The following is a 17,232-nucleotide window of genomic DNA, read 5'->3' as shown; positions in this document are numbered from 1 at the left end:
GATCGAAAGAACTTCTATCACACCATAACACAACTGCATTCAGGAATAAAAGAATTTGATTCGATGAAATTCGAACAATATAAAATGAACGGTTTGGAACGTTATTCTGCTCCAAACAGCTCCTTAGCCATCTCAATAAAGAGCTTAGCCGCCAGAGAAGCCTCCTTCAGCGACGGAACAGCAAGCTGCACATCACGGTATACCTGCGGGTCCAACTCTCTGGTCACCACATGCTCTGGCAGCGGCATGCCCGACATGGACATTTCTGATAAAATTGCGAGACCCAGTCCTTCTTTGACCATACTGATCGAGGTGTTCATGTTATAGACTGTGAAAGCGGTGTTCAGCGTAGCGCCCGCTTGCCTGAACATATCGTGAAAAGGTGATTCATAGCCGCCGTCGCAGACGATCATCGGTTCATGATCGAGATCTTTCAGCGTAATGGCTGAACGGCTGCAAAGCGGGTGATCATCCCTAAGCACGACAGCCATTTTGTCTTTTTTCAAATGAATGTACTCCATCTCCTCTGTTGGATACAGAAGAATGCCGACATCTATCATCCGCGTGTGAAGCCACTCCTTTACTTCATTTACAGTTCCCTCGTGCAGCACAAGCTCCAGTTTCGGATATTTTTGTTTAAATTCACTGATCAGCTTCGGCATAAAATAAGCCGAGGCAGTTGAGAATGTGCCAATATGGATCGTACCCAGTTCTAGCCCTTTTTCCGCTGCTGCGACCTGCTCAACTTTTTCAATGCCTTTTAGGACTTCTCTGATGTGTACTAAGATCTGTTTTCCCGTATCAGTCAGCATCAGGCCATTGCGGCGGTCACGAATAATCAGCTTTACATCAAGCTCAGCTTCGATTGCAGAAATCGCATGGCTGACAGCCGGCTGTGTCATGTTCAGCGCCTGACCCGCTTTTGTAAAGCTTCCTGTTTCAGCTATTTTGACGAAAACCCTTAATTGTGTAATGGTCATAACAATTTACTTATGCTCCTTATAAAAAAGATTCATTTTATTTATCTTATGTTCTACCGTATCATATGATGGAAAAGTTCTACAAGGAGTGAATGAACAATGAAGCAGCTCTCAAAAACGCGGACAGCTCTCCTGCTCGCATTTCTCGTCATCATGTGGGGCGTCAATTGGCCGCTGTCCAAAGCCGCGCTCGCCTATTCGCCGCCCTTATTGTTCGCGGGCATCCGAACGCTGATCGGCGGGCTTTTATTAGTCATTGTCGCACTGCCGCGTATCCAAAAATTGCGTTTAAAAGAAACGTGGCCGATTTATCTTGTTTCTGCACTTTTAAACATTACGTTATTCTACGGCCTGCAAACGATTGGGCTGAATTATCTTCCGGCCGGCCTGTTTTCTGCAATCGTCTTCTTTCAGCCTGTTCTGATGGGTGTATTTTCTTGGCTGTGGCTCGGTGAATCCATGTTTGCGATGAAAGTGGTCGGGCTCATCCTCGGTTTTGCGGGAGTAGCCGTCATTAGTGCCGCGGGCTTTGGCGGGCATATTTCTGTCATTGGGATTCTGCTGGCGCTCGGTTCCGCAATCAGCTGGGCGCTCGGGACGGTATATATGAAAAAAACAGGCAGCCGCGTCGATTCTATCTGGATGGTCGCTTTGCAGCTGACGATCGGAAGCGTGTTTCTGCTTATCTCCGGCTTTTGGACAGAAAGCTTCTCCGCGATCCAATGGACAGCTCCGTTTATCACGAGCCTGCTGTTCATCTCTGTATTCGTTATCGCGCTCGGTTGGCTTGTCTTTTTTACGCTTGTCGGTTCAGGAGAAGCAAGCAAGGTCGCATCTTATACTTTTTTGATTCCGCTCATATCGATCGTGGCCAGCTCCATTTTCCTGCATGAACCGCTTACCCTTAGCCTCTTGGCAGGGCTGCTGCTGATTGTCACAAGCATCTGTCTTGTGAATACAAAATCAAAAGCGCAGAAAGCAGCGGCGATTGGTATAAAAGAGAAAGCTGCACAATAATAAAAACCCTCTTGCCGGATGCGGCGAGAGGGTTTCTTATTTACTGATGTTTGCGTCCTTTGACCAAATACGCAACGGTTATCAAAAGGTAGATCGCCGCAGTAATGCCGGTAATGACAATTGACGTTGTCATGACGACCCCGATCAGAATGGCGAGTAATGCCACAATCGCAAACCATGTCGTGTACGGGAACCATTTTACATAATAAGCCGGTTTTTCCGTTTGCTGTTTTCTCGATTTCAAATGAGCGAATCCGATGATCAGCCAAATGAATAAAACGGTATATCCCAATGATCCCATTAAATAATTAAATGTTTGGCTTCCTGCGAACAGAGAAATCAACACACCAATATAGAGAGAAGAAGTGCACATCAGAATCGCAAACATCGGTACGTTTTTCGATGAAAGCTTCGAGAAGACCTTCGGAAGCCTTCCGTCACTTGCCTGTGTATACAAAATGCGTGATGATCCGTATAAACCTGAATTCATAGAAGAAATGATCGCCAGCAGGATGACTGCGTTCATGATATGATCAGCGCCCGGAATGCCTACCATTTTAAAGACCATCACGAAAGGACTTTCCGGAACGGAATTGACTTGGTTCCACGGAATCAGGCTGACGATGATGAAAAACGGCAGCAGGTAAAACGCGACAATCCGTGTCAGTGTGCTGCGGACAGCTTTCGGGACAACCTTTTCCGGATTTTTTGTCTCAGCAAGTGTCACTCCGATAATTTCTGTACCGCCGTAAGAGTAGATGACGACAAGCATCGCCGTAATCAGCCCTGTGCCGCCGTGCGGGAAAAACCCGCCGTGTTCTGTCAGGTTTGAAAATCCGGCAGCTGCATGATCACCGAATGATACAAATAAGAGCAGCAACCCCAAAATAATAAAGATGATAATAACGGTAATCTTGATCATGGCCAGCCAATATTCAGTTTCGGCGAAGATTTTAACAGAAAGCAAGTTTACAATCGTGACGATAAGAGAAATCCCCAATGCCAGCACCCAGATCGGGCAGCCCGGCAGCCAATATTGAATGAAAATCGCAGCGACAACAGCTTCAGCCGCAATGTTGAGCACCCACATTTTCCAGTATATCCAGTCCAAGAAATAAGCGGCGTAATTCCCTAATACCTGCTGGACAAGGTCACGGAAGGTTCTGGCGTTGCGGTTTCGAACAGCCATTTCCGCCAGACCCTGCATAATAAACAGCAAAATAATCCCGCCGAGCAGGTATGCGATAATGACAGATGGCCCTGCCACATCGATCGCTGAGCTGCTCCCCTTAAATAAACCTGCGCCGATTGCTCCGCCCAGCGCCATCATCATAATATGGCGGGACGTCATCGTGCGTTTTAACGTTTGATTGTCGTTTTTCATCCTCTTCTACCTCTCCTTCTCGTTTTCAAAAACAAAAAAGCCCGCCGTCCCCTATCTAATCTAATAGATAAAGAGACGACGAGCCTTCGGCTGACCGCGGTACCACTCTTGTTGATTCTGAAGAATCCTGCTTTTGACCTGTAACGAAGGTTAGCCGTTAAAACATAGGGAATATTCAATCTATTCCGTTCCGTCTTACCACTCCCGGGCGAGTTCAAAGAAGAATCAGGCTGCGTCACACCACCCCGCAGCTCTCTGTTCTGATCACTTTCTTTTACTGCTCCCAATCTATGCGTTTTAGTTTTCTGAAAAACTCAAATTTTATGGTCTGAATATATTAACATAATATACGTGCTTCTCTTTTAACTGTCAATAACTTCAGAGAAAAAAGAAACTGTTATTTTGTCCCTTTTTGAATGGCTTTCCAAAAGGATTCTGACTCGTTTCCTAATGCGTAGACTGAAACACCTGCTATATTATATTGCTTTGCCAGATGGCTTTTCGTTTGAACGGTTTTTTCGTTTTCATACCACACGACATGTTTATGTTTCTTTTTGTCAACATAAGAAAACGTCATCGAACCTGATTTTTTGTTGAATGCCGGCTTTGCTTTTTGCTTTTGGATGAGGGATTTGAGTTCATTCCATTCCCTTACAGAGCTTCCGCTTCCGTCTTTTACATCCCAGTCATAGCCGTACCCAGGGATTCCCATGATGACTTTATTGGCTTTGATCTTTTTGACTGAAAACTGTAGAGAGCTTTTGATCCAGTTTGTGCTTGCCACTGACCCCGGCTCGCCCCAAATGCCGTGTTCGTCGTAGGTCATGACTTGTACGAAGTCGGCATATTTGCCTATTTTCGCATAATCATACGGCCAGCTCCAGTCATCATTTTTATCATCAGCGCTTTTGGCCGGAACGGATACCATTGTTTGAATATGTTTCTTTTTCAGAGCCTGTGAGACATCTTGAACAAAACGTGAGTATTTAGATCGGTCTTCTGGATTCACTGCTTCAAAATCGATATTGATACCGTAGTATGAGTGCTTTTTAGCCAAAGATATCAGCTGATCAGTGAATCGTTTTTTCGCTGTTTTATTACTCATGACCCGACTTGCTAAAGCTCCGTCAAAATCATAAATGGCATCATTATAGTTTGAAATGACAGCCCATGTCTTGATTTTTTTCTTTTTCGCATATGTCAGCTGCTTGCTTGGGGCATCGCCAATGATTTGGCCGTTTTTTTCAAACGCAAATGTATCGGTTGCGATGGCATTCATGTATGTATGATATTTCGTAAGAGAATTGTATGAAGCTGTATCCCCAGTCGTGTAGCCTAATGTCATACCGGCTGCCTTCGCTTCTCCTTTTGTATACATAAACAGAACAATCGCAATCGCCAGTGAAACCGCTATGATCAGCCATTTTTTCATCACATTTCCTCCTGTATCAAGTCATACTCTTCTCATCGGCCAAAAAAATTGGAAGTTGAAGTTTTTTTCAAGCAAAAAGCCCGGCATATGCCTGCCGGGCTTCCTGAGTTCAGCGGTCAGAGACGAGAATATATGCTGCCTTTACTGGTCCGTGCACCCCTACAACTAAATCCATTTCAATGTCGGCTGAGTTACTCGGTCCGGTAATGTAGTTAATACATGAAGGAACAGTGACACCGTCCGCAATGTTTTGGCGGATGATATCACTGGCTTGCGTCATTCTTGGCACAATGCTTGATTTCGGCACGATCGCAATATAAGTCGTCGGCAGAAGGCTGACAGACCGGCCGATGTCTTTTGAGGAGAAGAGGACAACTGTCCCCGACTCAGCCAATGTCATTTCGCTGAATGTAATCCCTACATTGGCTTGCTCCGCTTTTTTGATATTTTCCTCGCCTTTGTCAGCATCCCACTCCCAGACCGGCGTTCCCTCGCTCGGCCAGTCCTTGGTGAGCAGGCTTTTCAGTCCGTATGCTTCAAAACGGGGGTCCTTCGGAATGATAACAGGGCCTCCGGAAAAGCGGCTGACTTGCTCGCGAAGGGCATCGTAAAGGCCGGTTGAATCCGTTTCAATCAGTTCTGTATGGATTTTGACACAATGGTTTTTGAGCACTTTGACTAAGTCATCCGCTGAATATCCTTCAAGTGTTTTATATTGCGGCTGATGCGCCCACTCAGGAACTGCCACGCCTCCTGTTCTTCTTTCACGGCCGAGGCTGGTTGCGATCCGGTTTAAAAAGCTCTCTTGATTCTGGATAGTTCCCTTCGTCATCACTGCTCCTCCTTCGTGCGTTCACTTGTTTCTCTGTCTGCAAACCAGTCTCTGAATCTCGATTTATGCGGGGCCGGGAAGTCCCGGATCTGTGTCCAGCTTTTGAGCGGGCCGGGTCCCTTCGAAATTTTTTCGTCCTCTGTAAAAGGTGTCATGGCGGCCGGCGCCCATTTTGAGCCCATTTTGTATAGTGATAAGGAGGAGGCGCCAAGTCCGAACGCTTTCATTGCAAGCTTTTCACTGATCGGCGCTCTGCCTTCTTTTTCGACGATATTCTGGCGATGCTTGAGTAGCAGCTCATGAAGCGGAATTTTGACCGGGCAGGCTTCTGAACAAGCAGCGCACAGTGAAGACGCGTACGGCAGCTCCTTATAATCGTCATAACCGCCGAGCAATGGTGATAAAACCGCTCCGATCGGCCCCGAGTAGATTGAGCCGTATGAGTGTCCGCCGACATGGCGGTACACAGGGCAGACATTGATACAGGCGGCACAGCGGATACATTGCAGCACAGACTGGAATTCCGTTCCAAGAATGTTGGATCGTCCATTGTCAACGATGACCAGATGGAATTCTTCCGGACCGTCCACTTCACTTTCCAGCTTCGGACCCGTCAATGCTGTAATATAGCTTGTCAGCCGCTGTCCGACAGCACTTCTTGTCAGCATGCTGACAAGAACTTCAAATTCAGAAAATGACGGGACAATCCGTTCCATTCCCATGACGGTAATTTGTGTTTTCGGCAAGGTGCTCACAAGCCGTCCATTTCCTTCATTGGTCACAAGGCTGACAGAACCCGTGTCCGCAATAGCGAAGTTACAGCCGGTAATGCCGATATCCGCTTCCAGAAACTTTTTCCGGAGAATGGCACGCGCATGCATGACAAGCTCTTCCGGTTTTTCTGTATGTTGATAGTCCAGCCTTTCTTTAAACACATCGCGTATCTGCTCTTTATTTTTATGAAGGGCTGGCGCAACGATATGTGACGGCGGATCGTGATCATCAATCTGCAAAATATACTCGCCGAGGTCGGTTTCGACGACTTCACAGCCTTCCTTCTCCAGCACCTCATTGAGATTGATTTCCTCTGTGACCATTGATTTAGATTTCACAATTTTCTTCCCGTTCTTCTTTTGAATGACATCGCGAATATAAGAAGACGCCTCTTCCGCTGTTTCCGCGAAATAGACATGTCCGCCTCTTTTCGCCACATTTTCGGCAAGCTGTCCGAGATAGAAATCAAGGTTTTCAAGGACATGCTGCCTGATTTCTTCTGATAATGAGCGCCACTCCTCCCAGTTTCCCAGCTCTTCGGCTGCCTCTAGGCGCCGCGTCCGCAGACGCTCCTGTGCACCTGAAACAGCACCTCTCATAAATTCATTATCAATCCCCTGTGAAACCCGCTCTTTAAAAGCGTCAGTACCGATTTTCATCGCCATGATCCTTTCCCCCTCTGAATCCAGTTTTATCTGCTGTTGAGCACTTCGGCGATGTGCATCACTTTGACATTCTTATCTTTTCGGTCAAGCCGTCCCCCGATATTCATCAAACAGCCGCAGTCAGCACCGATCAGCACCTCTGCTCCCGTTTCCTCCACACATTCGACTTTTTCATCGACCATCTGCTCGGAAATCTGCGCCATCTTGACGGAGAACGTTCCTCCGAATCCGCAGCAGTTATGTTTGCCCGGAAGCTCTGTAAACTGCAGGCCCTTCACATGGCTCAACAGCTTCATCGGTTCTTCCCGAACCCCGAGCAGCCTTGTCATATGACACGACGTATGTAAGGTCGCTTTTGTATGAAGGGTCGCGCCGACATCCTCTACCCCAAGGACGTTCACGATAAAATCTGTCAGTTCATACGTTTTATCCGCCAGCTTTTGCGCTTTATCGGCCCATTTCGGGTCATCCGCAAACAAGTGCGGGTATTCCCGGAACATCGTTGTGCAGGAACCGGAAGGACTGACAACATATTCGGAATCCTGAAACGTTTCGATCATCCGTTTCATTGCTTTTTTGGCGTCAGTTACATAGCCGCTGTTGTAAGCCGGCTGCCCGCAGCAAATCTGCCCCTCCGGAAAATCAACCTCACACCCAAGCCGCTCCAGCAGCTCAACCGTTGCTTTTCCGACATTAGTTTGAAACATATCAACAAGACAAGTGACAAAAAGTGAGACTTTCATGATGAACCCCTCTCTCATCCCCAATATATGATCTGGTCATCTGATGACCTGAGTTAAAATAACTATATGAATATCGTACACTATTCTGACAATGGAAGGAAAGGGTTTTCTGGCGATATTTCATTTGCGGGCATATCAAAAACACTCCTGATCTCCCAGGAGTGCAGTAAATGGTGAAAAGTTTATGGTTAGATCCAGCCCTTTTCCTCAGCAATGCTGGCGGCTTCTGTCCGATTTTTCGCATTAAGCTTTTGGATGATTTCTGAGATATAGTTTCGGACTGTGCCTTGAGATAAATAGAGCTCCAGCGTAATGTCTTTTGTTGTCTTGCCTAAAGCCGCAAGCCTCAGAATTTCTTGCTCTCTAGCGGTTAGCGGATTTTCGTCTCGCATCATATTAAACGTCAGCTCGGGGCTGAAGACACGTTTTCCCTCTACACATTTTCGAATGGCATCGGCCAGATCGTCAATTTCTCCGTCTTTCAGCAGATAGCCATGTGCACCGGCTTTTACCGCACGTTCAAAATATCCGGGGCGGGCAAAGGTAGTTAAAATAATGACCTTGCTGACGCAGCCTTTTTTCATTAATTCCTCCGCCACATCCAGCCCGCTTCGAACCGGCATTTCAATGTCCATAATGCATACATCCGGCTCCAGCTTCAAAATAGCATGTAGCGCCTCTTCCCCGTTTAACGCTTGTCCGATGACTGTCATATCCTCTTCTAAATCAAGCAAAGATCCCAAAGCGCCTAAAAGCATTCGCTGGTCCTCAGCAATAAACAGACGAATCATTCTTTTCGTCCTCCAATCATTCTGCTTTTTTAATAAGCGGAATTGTCAGAGTCACAACCGTTCCGTTATGATCTGAAACCGTTAATCCCCCTTCAATGAGCATAAGCCTTTCTTCCATTCCCCGCAGGCCATTCCCAAATGTTTTCTCCTTCGCCGCTCCCTTTCCGTCATCCCGTATCACGATCCTCATTTTGTCAGAAAACTGGGAAATGGTGATGGCGCAGTGAGTTGCTTTGCTGTGCTTGATGATGTTAGTCACGGCTTCCCGCATACACATACTGATAATATTTTGAGTGACGGGAAATATCGCTGAAAAATCGTCGGCTCCTTCGTATTGAAAGGTAATGTTCCCCGCTCTTAATATGTGCTGAATGTTTGCGAGCTCCTCTGTTATCGTAACTGTCCTCATATCAGAAACCAGCTCTCGGACTTGCTTGAGTGCGGCTCGCGAGCTGGTTTCCATTTCTTTTGCCTCAAGCTTGGTCCGTTCTGGATCAGATGCAGCCAGCCGCTGAATGAGCTGGCTTTTTAATGTAAGCAGCGACAAGGTATGGCCAAGAGTATCGTGAAGATCACGGGCGATTCGAACACGCTCTTCTCTTTTAGAGAGTTCTTTTATCTGTTCGTTGGCTTGTGCCAGCTTAGCTTCAAGCTCAATTCTCCGAAACATAGAACGAATGCCGAATGGAGAAATGAGCATAACGACGAGAAACGGGAGAACAGAAAAAAGCTCCCGGAGCGTGACCGAATTCCCGATAAATTGGTATAGGCATGGAAAAAGCAGGACAAAGATTAAAGCGCAGAACGCACGGTTAAACTTCGTTTTCTCTTTGTAATAACCAACAAAATTTGCTGGGAAAAAACCTAAGTATATATAAGTAATATTGTAAAACACACTATATATCAAAATAACCGCCATTTGCACGATAAGCCAATACGTAAACGAAGCTCTGCCCACGCAGCAGAATAACTGGCGATATGCTGCGATAAATAGAAGCAGGATGCCATATCCAATGACCTGTTTGACCCCTGATTCTTTTAATAAAGAGAGGAACGGCATAATGATATATACCAGAAAGATATAAGGGAAAAATCCGAATTCCTTCGGGAAAATAGATATTGCCTTTTTCATGTATTACACCGCTTCTTGTTTTCTTCTAATATATTTAGATAGTAGCATGAAGAACATCATATAAGCGATTAATATCAGGATATTTTTCCAAGTTGGACTCCCGCCCCGGACTAGTTCCCACGCTCCGCTCCCGAAATGATAAGACGGAAGCCACTGGCCAATGTTCTGCATCATATCCGGCATGACCTCAAATGGCATCCACATCCCCCCGCCTAAAGCCAGCAGCATATAAAGCACATTACTGATTCCGGCCGCTGTTTCTACTTTTCTCATGAGGCCGATTAGTGTGCCTAACGCTAAAAAAGGCAATGCGCCAAACAAAATCCACAGTCCGCTCATCATCCATTCAAACGGTGACAAGGCAATGTCATTGATAATTGCGCCGAACAGAAAAATGACGGTAATCGATAAAACGTGAATAACACTTTGTCCGATCATCTGAGCTAATAAGTAGATATGAACTGGAAGAGGTGTAAGGCGGATAAAGGCAGTCCAGCCTTGTGACCGTTCTTGAACCATACGGATGCCTAGTGTCATGATAGAGGAACCCATCACGCTGAAGACTGTCATCGACATTAAGTAATGGGCGTCCCATGCACGTTGGTCGGGAACGTTGGTATTCACTACATTTGTAAAGAGATAATAAAAGACAATTGGCATGATCAGCGACCAAAGCACAAAATACTTATTTCTAAGCACCCTTTTCATTTCAGCTATGCTTTGTTTCTGCAGCATGTTCACTCACATCGCCTCCCTGTTTCCGTCAGCCAGCCTGCGAAATGCCTCATCGAGCGTTCCGTGTTCAATTCGAATATCCCGTGCTGGGATGTTTTCTTGAAAGATCAACGCCAACACTTTGTCTGTATTTGATGTTTGGATGATGATTCTTTGATGCCTACGGAACACTCGCTCTACTTCCGGGTGCCGAGACAGCTTTTCCAACGATTCATCTGAATGGAGCGCAAAGGAAACAGACTGTTTTTGAATTCTTGAGCGGATTTGCATCGGCGAGTCATCTGCCACAAGCCGTCCATCAGCAAAAAATAAGATTCGCTGTGCGGCATCGTCTGCTTCCTGTAAATAATGCGTTGAAAAAATAATCGTTTTTCCTTGGTCCGACAGTCCGTGAATGGTCTGCCAGAATCGATGTCTTGATGAAGTGTCCATGCCGACTGTCGGTTCATCAAATATAAGCAGCTCCGGGTTCCCGGCAAGAGCCAAAGCAAAGCTTAAACGGCGTTTTTGTCCGCCGGATAATTTTTCTGCTCTTGTTTTCAAATCTTCTTTGGTGAGTGCTGTTAACGAAACGAGTTCTTTCATGGACAATGGATTCGGATAGTAACTCCGAAAGAGTTCAAGGATTTCATCTACCTTAAGGCCCGGCATGACACTCACTTCCTGAAGCATTACACCTATTTTTTCACGAACCTGTTGATCATCGGGAACCCGGTTAAATAGTTTGATTTCTCCCTCACTCGGTTTCAGCAATCCTAGTATCATAGAGATGACGGTCGTCTTCCCTGCCCCATTTGGCCCGAGAATGGCTGCAATTTCTCCTTTTTCAATACTGAAGCTGATGTTGTTTACAGCGGTTTTTCGCTGGAAATGTTTTGTCACGTTGCTTACTGTTACTGCCTCTTTCATCACATGAGCACCTCCTGATCGTTTACATTGATTGTAAAATGACGGAGAAGACGATGTTAGTATTGGGTGTCATGATGATGAGTGACAAATGTCATATTCTTTCTCACCGCCGGTATCTAAGCAATCCCCCTGCATCTTCCAATTCGTCCACCTTTTCTATCTCCCATGTCCTCTTTCTTTTAAACTGCTGTGACTTTCATAGAAAGATACACTCTTCAAACCATCCGGGTGTTATGATAGACATATTGAACTTTATATTACTTTCCGGCTGAAAGGAGCCAATCATGAACGAAGCGATTTTGTCTAGAAATCATGTGAAGGTGAAAGGCAGCGGCAAAGCATCTATCATGTTCGCACCTGGTTTTGGATGCGATCAAAGCGTGTGGAATGCCGTGGCACCTGCCTTTGAAGAAGATCATCGGGTCATTTTATTTGATTACGTCGGTTCGGGACATTCAGATTTGCGCGCATATGACCTGAATCGTTACCAGACACTTGACGGCTATGCCCAAGATGTTCTTGATGTTTGTGAAGCTTTAGATCTGAAGGAAACCGTGTTTGTGGGGCACTCCGTCGGAGCCGTGATTGGAATGCTAGCATCCATCCGCCGCCCGGAGCTTTTTTCCCATCTGGTGATGGTGGGGCCTTCTCCTTGCTATTTGAATGATCCGCCTGAGTATTACGGAGGATTTGAAGAGGAGCAGCTCCTTGGCTTGCTGGAGATGATGGAGAAAAATTATATCGGCTGGGCAACTGTATTTGCGGCAACCGTTCTGAATCAGCCAGATCGGCCTGAAATTAAGAAAGAGCTTGAAAGCCGTTTTTGTTCTACTGATCCTGTCATTGCCCGCCAATTCGCGAAAGCGGCGTTTTTTTCTGATCACCGAGAGGATCTTTCGAAGGTAACGGTTCCCTCTCTTATTCTCCAATGTGCAGATGATATCATCGCACCTGCAACAGTAGGTGCGTATATGCATAAGCATCTGCCTTATAGCAGACTGAAACAAATGGAGGCTCGCGGTCATTGCCCTCATATGAGCCATCCAGATGAGACGATACAGCTGATCGGCGATTATTTAAAAGCACACGTGTGATATAGGAACGAAAGGGATAGAGGTGACCCTCTTAATGGACAAACAATTGAATGATGCACCATGCGGTTTCCTCACTTTGTCACAAGAGGGGTCGATCTTAGCTGTCAACCGTACCCTTATCAAGATTCTGGATTACGGGGCGGAGCAGCTTATTGGCCAGCATATGAATACGATGTTGACCGTTCCCGCACAGCTTTTCTGCCAGCTTTATTTTTTTCCGCTTTTGAAATTAGAGCATCACATCGAAGAAATATATATTTCCCTGAAAGCAAGAGATGGAGAAGAAGTCCCCGTCCTTGTGAATGCTATTGCGAGACACGATAGCGGGGCTTCTGTCTTCGATTGTGTGCTTATTCCAATGAAGAAGCGAAATGAATATGAAAATGAGCTGCTGATAGCCAGAAACGCGGCTCAGGAAGCTTTGCTTGCCAAGCAGAAAGCCAATGTGGAGTTAGAGATTGCCTTGGAAACGCTGAAGGCAAAACAAGAAGAACTTCTTGAGATCAACAAACAAAATCAACAATATAAATTAAACACCAAAAGAGAGCTTGAACTCGCCAGAAAGATCCAGAAAAACTCGTTGACTGAACAGATTGTAAACGATCATGTTCAGATTGACTCTTATTACAATGCATCGAGTGAATTGTCAGGTGATCTTTACGGATATTATCAAATCGATGAACACCGTTATGGCATTATTATCCTTGATGTGATGGGGCACGGAATTTCATCTGCATTGATTACGATGTCTCTTCATCCTTTGTTCCAGCGCCAGATCACACAAGGTCTCAGCCCCGTTAACGTCATGAAAGAATTAGACCGGCACCTTCACAGCTTGTTTCAAAATGATGAGGAAGCAAGACATTATTGCACTGCGATTTATCTCGAGATTAATATATCACGGCAAAGAATTGATTATGTCAACGCAGGGCATCCACCGGCACTATGGCAGGACGATAGCGGCGATCAACATCTACTTCACGCGACTTCGCCTCCGATCGGGATGTTTGAAGACTTAGTGTTTCAGTCAAGCAACCTTTCATTCACGGAGGGCGGAAGATTGCTTCTGTATACGGATGGCGTGATGGATCCTACGGCTTCATGTTATTTATTTGATTTACTAATAGAACATCCTGATTCGCCGATCACTGACCTGAAGGAGAAAATCCTTACATCACTCCAGCATCAAAAGGAAGCTCATCATAAGAGTGATGACGAATGTTTTATATTAGTTGATGTAAAATAAAATGATCCATGAGACATAACAATGATTTGTTACATCTCATGGATTTTTTTGTTTCAACGTTTCTTTGGAATATGTCCTAACTCCGCATATTGAAACACCTGCAAGGAAGGCAGCGGGTGTCCATTAAAATCAAATAAAGCTTGATTATCTACAGCACTTCCCCCATACCACTTCCCGGCGTCTTCAGGATCGTATTCAGCGGCATAGCTGGAGGCCCACCCTGACCCGTATGTTTCCCATAACACTTTGTTTTTCTCTATCTGTGTCTTCGGCCCGACTGGAATCCATGCCGGCTCCCAGTAGAAAACGCCAAGTCCTGCTTTGCCCGTATTCGCCACTGCCTCCATTACATCTCTTACTGCAGTTGCCTGGCCTTGAACAGAAATTGGATATGGCAGCGTCTGCCCGCTTTTTGGTGCTGTATTTCCATGCCCATCGCCATCCTCAGCGGTATAGGTGTACGATGTCTCCGCCACCATGACTTTTTTGCCGTACGTATTGGCAACGACCTTCAGCACGGAGGTCAAATTTTGTAATGTCCCATGCCAGAAAGGATAATAGGAGCTCGCAAACACATCATAATCCACTTTGTTTTTGCTGAGTGTTTCCGCAATAAATGAATACCTTCCAGCCGTTTCAGGATTGGTAAAATGCAGGGCGACCAAAATATTGGAATTTGTCTCCCTGACCGCTCGGCTTCCTTCATTAAATAATTGGCACATCTTCGTCCAATCAGTCTCACCGGCAAATCCTCCTGTTGTTTCATTTCCGACCTGGACCATGCCAATGTCAACGCCTTCCCTGATCATCTTTTGCAGGCTTTGTTTCGTATACTCATAGAGCTTTGCTTTTTTTGCTTCAAAGCTGAGATTCGCCCAGGCTTTGGGCACCTTTTGTTTCGCTGGATCAGCCCAGAAATCAGAGTAGTGAAAGTCTGCCAGCACCTTCATTCCGTTTGCTGTCGCTCTTTTTCCGATTTCGATGGCTTTTTGAACATCATTGTTTCCCCCGCCATACCCATTGCCATTTGAATCATACGGGTGATTCCAGATGCGGACGCGAACATAGTTGACCCCAGCCTGTTTTAAGGTTGTAAAGATGTCCTGGCGTTTTCCGCTTGTATTGTAAAAGGTGACACCGCTGTTTTCCAAAGCAATAACGCTGGACACATCTGTCCCTTTAATAAAGTCCTTGTTCATTCCCTCTACTTTTTTAACAAAAAGATCCTCTGCCCGAAGCTCTGACACGTGCTTCTCCTTCTCAATGGCAGCGGCATATCCTGTTGAACTGCATGCACTCCATACGATGGCAGCCGCAAAGCACATTTTTACTTTGCTTTTCATCATTTCATCCCCCAAGCCTTAGTAAGCGTTTTTATTTCATAGAAAAAAGAATCCGCCCATATCGAGCGGAACATCTGCCTAATGTGTGTTTACGACGATTCTTACTTCATACTTTTCCATCGTCAGGTCGCCTGACAATATGTCTCCTGTCATCATGTCCTTCACACTCTGATCAAACGAGACCAGCTGTTTTTCTTCCGTAAAATTCATGACAAAAATATAATCATTATCCTGATCCTGCCTCGCTTGTACGGAGACGCCTTTTCCGTGCCGAACTGGAAAAACAGGAGAAAGAGACAGGTCTGTGATGAGCCCTTCATAAAAATCCTGGTGAAATTGATCCACCAAACGCGCGCCGATAAAATACGCCTTGCCCTGCTGATATTGATGGCTTGTGACAGCTGGCGTACGGGCGTAAAAATCTTCTTGGTACACCGCTTCTGTTGAAGCAGTCTTTACATCAATCACAGTTGCATAATCCTTCATTTCGTATGTTTTGCCGCGGTAGCTGACAGCGTTTCGATCCTTCGGATACAGAGTGTCAGTTTCAAGAGGCTCAATTCCGAAAATTGCTTGAAGATCCGGATGCCATCCGCCTGTGTATGTTAAGTCATGCTCATTCACAATCCCGCTGATATACGTCATGACTAAGGTGCCGCCGTCAGCTGTAAACGCTTTTAAACGGGAAATGGTGTCCTCGCTGATTAAATAAAGCATCGGGACGATGAGCAGTTTATATGGTGAAAAGTCTTGTTCTTTCGTGATGACATCGACAGGGATATCGTGTTCCCAGAATGTGCGGTAATGCTGCTGAAGCGTTTGCGGATAACGTTTTGTCGCCTTCGCAAACCCCTGAGCATCCTCAAGCGCCCAATGATTTTCCCAGTCATATAAAATAGCGGTTTGTGCCGGCCTCTTCGTCCCGACAACCTCGGACAGCCGTTCCAATGTCTCGCCGACCTTGGCCACTTCTTGAAAGACGCGGTTCTTCGGGCTATTGTCATGATCCACAACCGCCCCATGCAATTTTTCTGATGACCCGCGTGATTTGCGGTATTGAAAATAGAGAACGCTGTCCGAGCCGTGGGCAATCATTTGCATGGATGACAGCAGATTCATGCCCGGGCGCTTCGCCTTATTGACGTTATGCCAATTGACCGCGCTTGGCGTACACTCCATTAATAAGAAAGGCTGCTGCTTCAAGCTTCTGTACAGGTCATTGATAAAGCCGACTTTCATCGCCAAATCAGCTGTGCTTTCCCAGTCATTGTGCCAGACAGGATAAGCGTCCCAGCTGATGACATCGACATGTTTCGCAAATTTGCTGTAGTCGAGGCCCTGATACGGAATCAAATCCGGTGTGTCAGCCATAAAGTTTGTTGTAATAGGGATATCAGGCGTTAGTTCTTTCAACGGAACGATTTCATTTTCATAAAACGAAATCGTTTGATCGGTGACGAACCGGCGCCAGTCTAAGTTCAAGCCGTGCAAGCCGTTTTCACCGATCGGCGAAGGGCTTTCAATTTGTGACCAGTCATTGAACGTATGGCTCCAAAAAGGGGTCCACCACGAATGGTTCAATGTTTTGAGGCTGTTGTCATATTTCGATTTCAGCCACTCCCTGAAAGCATGCTGGCATAGATCACAGTGGCAATCTCCCCCGTATTCGTTTGAAATATGCCACATTAACAGCGCCGGGTGATTGCCATATCGTTCTGCTAATAGGCGGTTGATATGCCGAGTTTTTTCTCGATAGACTTTAGATGTGAGACAGTGGTTGTGCCTTCCGCCGTGCAGCTGTTTGACGCGGGAGGCATTGACGCGCAAAACTTCTGGATAGGTTTGCGACAGCCAGGCTGGACGGGCTCCGCTCGGCGTTGCTAATATGACCCGGCCGCCTATACTGTGAATCCGCTCAAAAATATCATCCAGCCAATCAAATTGATATACGCCTTCCTCCGGCTCAAGTGCGCTCCATGCAAAAATGCCGACTGAAAACGTATTCGTATGAGAAAGCTTCATCAGTTTGATATCGTCAGCTAAAATATCGGGCCGATCCAGCCACTGATCGGGGTTGTAGTCTCCCCCATGAAGCATAAATTTCGCTTCGGTTACGTGCGTTTTTTCAAGCTTTGACATCACATTCTCCTCCTTA

General features: G+C 46.0%; 15 protein-coding genes and 1 other annotated feature. Of the genes, 3 read left to right on the top strand and 12 right to left on the bottom strand.

Features of this window, described 5'->3' with window-relative positions:
• Positions 1 to 101: 101 nt before the first annotated feature.
• On the bottom strand, positions 102 to 980 hold the full coding sequence (locus BLL41_RS07770) for a LysR family transcriptional regulator (RefSeq protein WP_071577407.1): 879 nt from the start codon (positions 978 to 980) through the stop codon (positions 102 to 104).
• A gap of 99 nt (positions 981 to 1,079) precedes the next feature.
• Here BLL41_RS07770 and BLL41_RS07765 point away from each other — a divergent pair, with 99 nt between their 5' ends.
• The gene (locus tag BLL41_RS07765; protein WP_071577406.1) at positions 1,080 to 1,997 is read left to right on the top strand and encodes a DMT family transporter; all 918 of its coding nucleotides are present in this window, start codon (positions 1,080 to 1,082) and stop codon (positions 1,995 to 1,997) included.
• A gap of 40 nt (positions 1,998 to 2,037) precedes the next feature.
• Here BLL41_RS07765 and BLL41_RS07760 read toward each other — a convergent pair whose 3' ends face one another.
• From BLL41_RS07760 to BLL41_RS07720, 9 genes are all read right to left on the bottom strand, one after another.
• Positions 2,038 to 3,381: an amino acid permease gene (locus BLL41_RS07760; RefSeq protein ID WP_071577405.1), complete on the bottom strand. Its 1,344-nt coding sequence runs from the start codon at positions 3,379 to 3,381 to the stop codon at positions 2,038 to 2,040.
• Between the two features lie 68 nt (positions 3,382 to 3,449).
• Positions 3,450 to 3,681, bottom strand: a binding site (T-box leader).
• Between the two features lie 97 nt (positions 3,682 to 3,778).
• Positions 3,779 to 4,813: a glycosyl hydrolase family 18 protein gene (locus BLL41_RS07755; protein ID WP_071577404.1), complete on the bottom strand. Its 1,035-nt coding sequence runs from the start codon at positions 4,811 to 4,813 to the stop codon at positions 3,779 to 3,781.
• Between the two features lie 109 nt (positions 4,814 to 4,922).
• Positions 4,923 to 5,645 carry a lactate utilization protein LutC gene (lutC, locus tag BLL41_RS07750; RefSeq protein ID WP_071577403.1) on the bottom strand — a complete coding sequence of 241 codons (723 nt, stop codon included), beginning with the start codon at positions 5,643 to 5,645 and terminating at the stop codon, positions 4,923 to 4,925.
• A complete protein-coding gene (lutB, locus tag BLL41_RS07745; protein WP_071577402.1) occupies positions 5,645 to 7,084 on the bottom strand; it encodes a lactate utilization iron-sulfur protein LutB in 1,440 nt (479 codons plus the stop codon). Before lutB ends, lutC begins: the two co-directional genes overlap by 1 nt.
• 26 nt (positions 7,085 to 7,110) lie before the next feature.
• Positions 7,111 to 7,827: a lactate utilization iron-sulfur protein LutA gene (lutA, locus tag BLL41_RS07740; RefSeq protein WP_071577401.1), complete on the bottom strand. Its 717-nt coding sequence runs from the start codon at positions 7,825 to 7,827 to the stop codon at positions 7,111 to 7,113.
• A gap of 188 nt (positions 7,828 to 8,015) precedes the next feature.
• Complete coding sequence (gene yvfU, locus BLL41_RS07735) at positions 8,016 to 8,618, bottom strand: two-component system response regulator YvfU (RefSeq protein WP_071577400.1); 603 nt, start codon at positions 8,616 to 8,618, stop codon at positions 8,016 to 8,018.
• A 16-nt stretch (positions 8,619 to 8,634) separates the two neighbouring features.
• On the bottom strand, positions 8,635 to 9,750 hold the full coding sequence (yvfT, locus tag BLL41_RS07730) for a two-component system sensor histidine kinase YvfT (RefSeq protein ID WP_071577399.1): 1,116 nt from the start codon (positions 9,748 to 9,750) through the stop codon (positions 8,635 to 8,637).
• 3 nt (positions 9,751 to 9,753) lie between these two features.
• Positions 9,754 to 10,491 (bottom strand): ABC transporter permease, encoded by a 738-nt coding sequence (locus BLL41_RS07725; protein ID WP_071577398.1) that lies wholly within the window; start codon positions 10,489 to 10,491, stop codon positions 9,754 to 9,756.
• Positions 10,492 to 11,397, bottom strand: a complete 906-nt coding sequence (locus BLL41_RS07720) for an ABC transporter ATP-binding protein (protein ID WP_083427958.1) — start codon at positions 11,395 to 11,397, stop codon at positions 10,492 to 10,494. It abuts the gene before it with no gap.
• A gap of 281 nt (positions 11,398 to 11,678) precedes the next feature.
• On the opposite strand from BLL41_RS07720, the gene rsbQ reads away from it, so the two are divergent.
• Positions 11,679 to 12,488, top strand: a complete 810-nt coding sequence (gene rsbQ, locus BLL41_RS07715) for a sigma factor SigB/phosphatase RsbP regulator RsbQ (protein ID WP_071577396.1) — start codon at positions 11,679 to 11,681, stop codon at positions 12,486 to 12,488.
• Between the two features lie 34 nt (positions 12,489 to 12,522).
• On the top strand, positions 12,523 to 13,734 hold the full coding sequence (gene rsbP / locus BLL41_RS07710; protein WP_071577395.1) for a phosphoserine phosphatase RsbP: 1,212 nt from the start codon (positions 12,523 to 12,525) through the stop codon (positions 13,732 to 13,734).
• Positions 13,735 to 13,787: 53 nt separating this feature from the next.
• Here rsbP and ganB read toward each other — a convergent pair whose 3' ends face one another.
• Both ganB and ganA read right to left on the bottom strand, forming a co-directional pair.
• A complete protein-coding gene (ganB, locus tag BLL41_RS07705; RefSeq protein WP_071577394.1) occupies positions 13,788 to 15,077 on the bottom strand; it encodes an arabinogalactan endo-beta-1,4-galactanase in 1,290 nt (429 codons plus the stop codon).
• Positions 15,078 to 15,155: 78 nt separating this feature from the next.
• A complete protein-coding gene (gene ganA / locus BLL41_RS07700; protein WP_083427957.1) occupies positions 15,156 to 17,219 on the bottom strand; it encodes a beta-galactosidase GanA in 2,064 nt (687 codons plus the stop codon).
• Between the last annotated feature and the right edge of the window lie 13 nt (positions 17,220 to 17,232).

The sequence above is a fragment of the Bacillus sp. FMQ74 genome (assembly GCF_001875785.1).
GTDB classification, from domain to species: domain Bacteria; phylum Bacillota; class Bacilli; order Bacillales; family Bacillaceae; genus Bacillus; species Bacillus stercoris.
Note: the sequence above shows the minus strand (reverse complement) of the source record. Positions and strands in the feature narration are given on the sequence as shown.

Excerpts from the sequence above, each read along its gene's own strand:
- BLL41_RS07770 (WP_071577407.1), bottom strand. The coding sequence starts at position 980 with ATGACCATTACACAATTAAGGGTTTTCGTCAAAATAGCTGAAACAGGA.
- BLL41_RS07765 (WP_071577406.1), top strand. The coding sequence starts at position 1,080 with ATGAAGCAGCTCTCAAAAACGCGGACAGCTCTCCTGCTCGCATTTCTC.
- BLL41_RS07760 (WP_071577405.1), bottom strand. The coding sequence starts at position 3,381 with ATGAAAAACGACAATCAAACGTTAAAACGCACGATGACGTCCCGCCAT.
- BLL41_RS07755 (WP_071577404.1), bottom strand. The coding sequence starts at position 4,813 with ATGAAAAAATGGCTGATCATAGCGGTTTCACTGGCGATTGCGATTGTT.
- lutC (WP_071577403.1), bottom strand. The coding sequence starts at position 5,645 with ATGACGAAGGGAACTATCCAGAATCAAGAGAGCTTTTTAAACCGGATC.
- lutB (WP_071577402.1), bottom strand. The coding sequence starts at position 7,084 with ATGGCGATGAAAATCGGTACTGACGCTTTTAAAGAGCGGGTTTCACAG.
- lutA (WP_071577401.1), bottom strand. The coding sequence starts at position 7,827 with ATGAAAGTCTCACTTTTTGTCACTTGTCTTGTTGATATGTTTCAAACT.
- yvfU (WP_071577400.1), bottom strand. The coding sequence starts at position 8,618 with ATGATTCGTCTGTTTATTGCTGAGGACCAGCGAATGCTTTTAGGCGCT.
- yvfT (WP_071577399.1), bottom strand. The coding sequence starts at position 9,750 with ATGAAAAAGGCAATATCTATTTTCCCGAAGGAATTCGGATTTTTCCCT.
- rsbQ (WP_071577396.1), top strand. The coding sequence starts at position 11,679 with ATGAACGAAGCGATTTTGTCTAGAAATCATGTGAAGGTGAAAGGCAGC.
- rsbP (WP_071577395.1), top strand. The coding sequence starts at position 12,523 with ATGGACAAACAATTGAATGATGCACCATGCGGTTTCCTCACTTTGTCA.
- ganB (WP_071577394.1), bottom strand. The coding sequence starts at position 15,077 with ATGAAAAGCAAAGTAAAAATGTGCTTTGCGGCTGCCATCGTATGGAGT.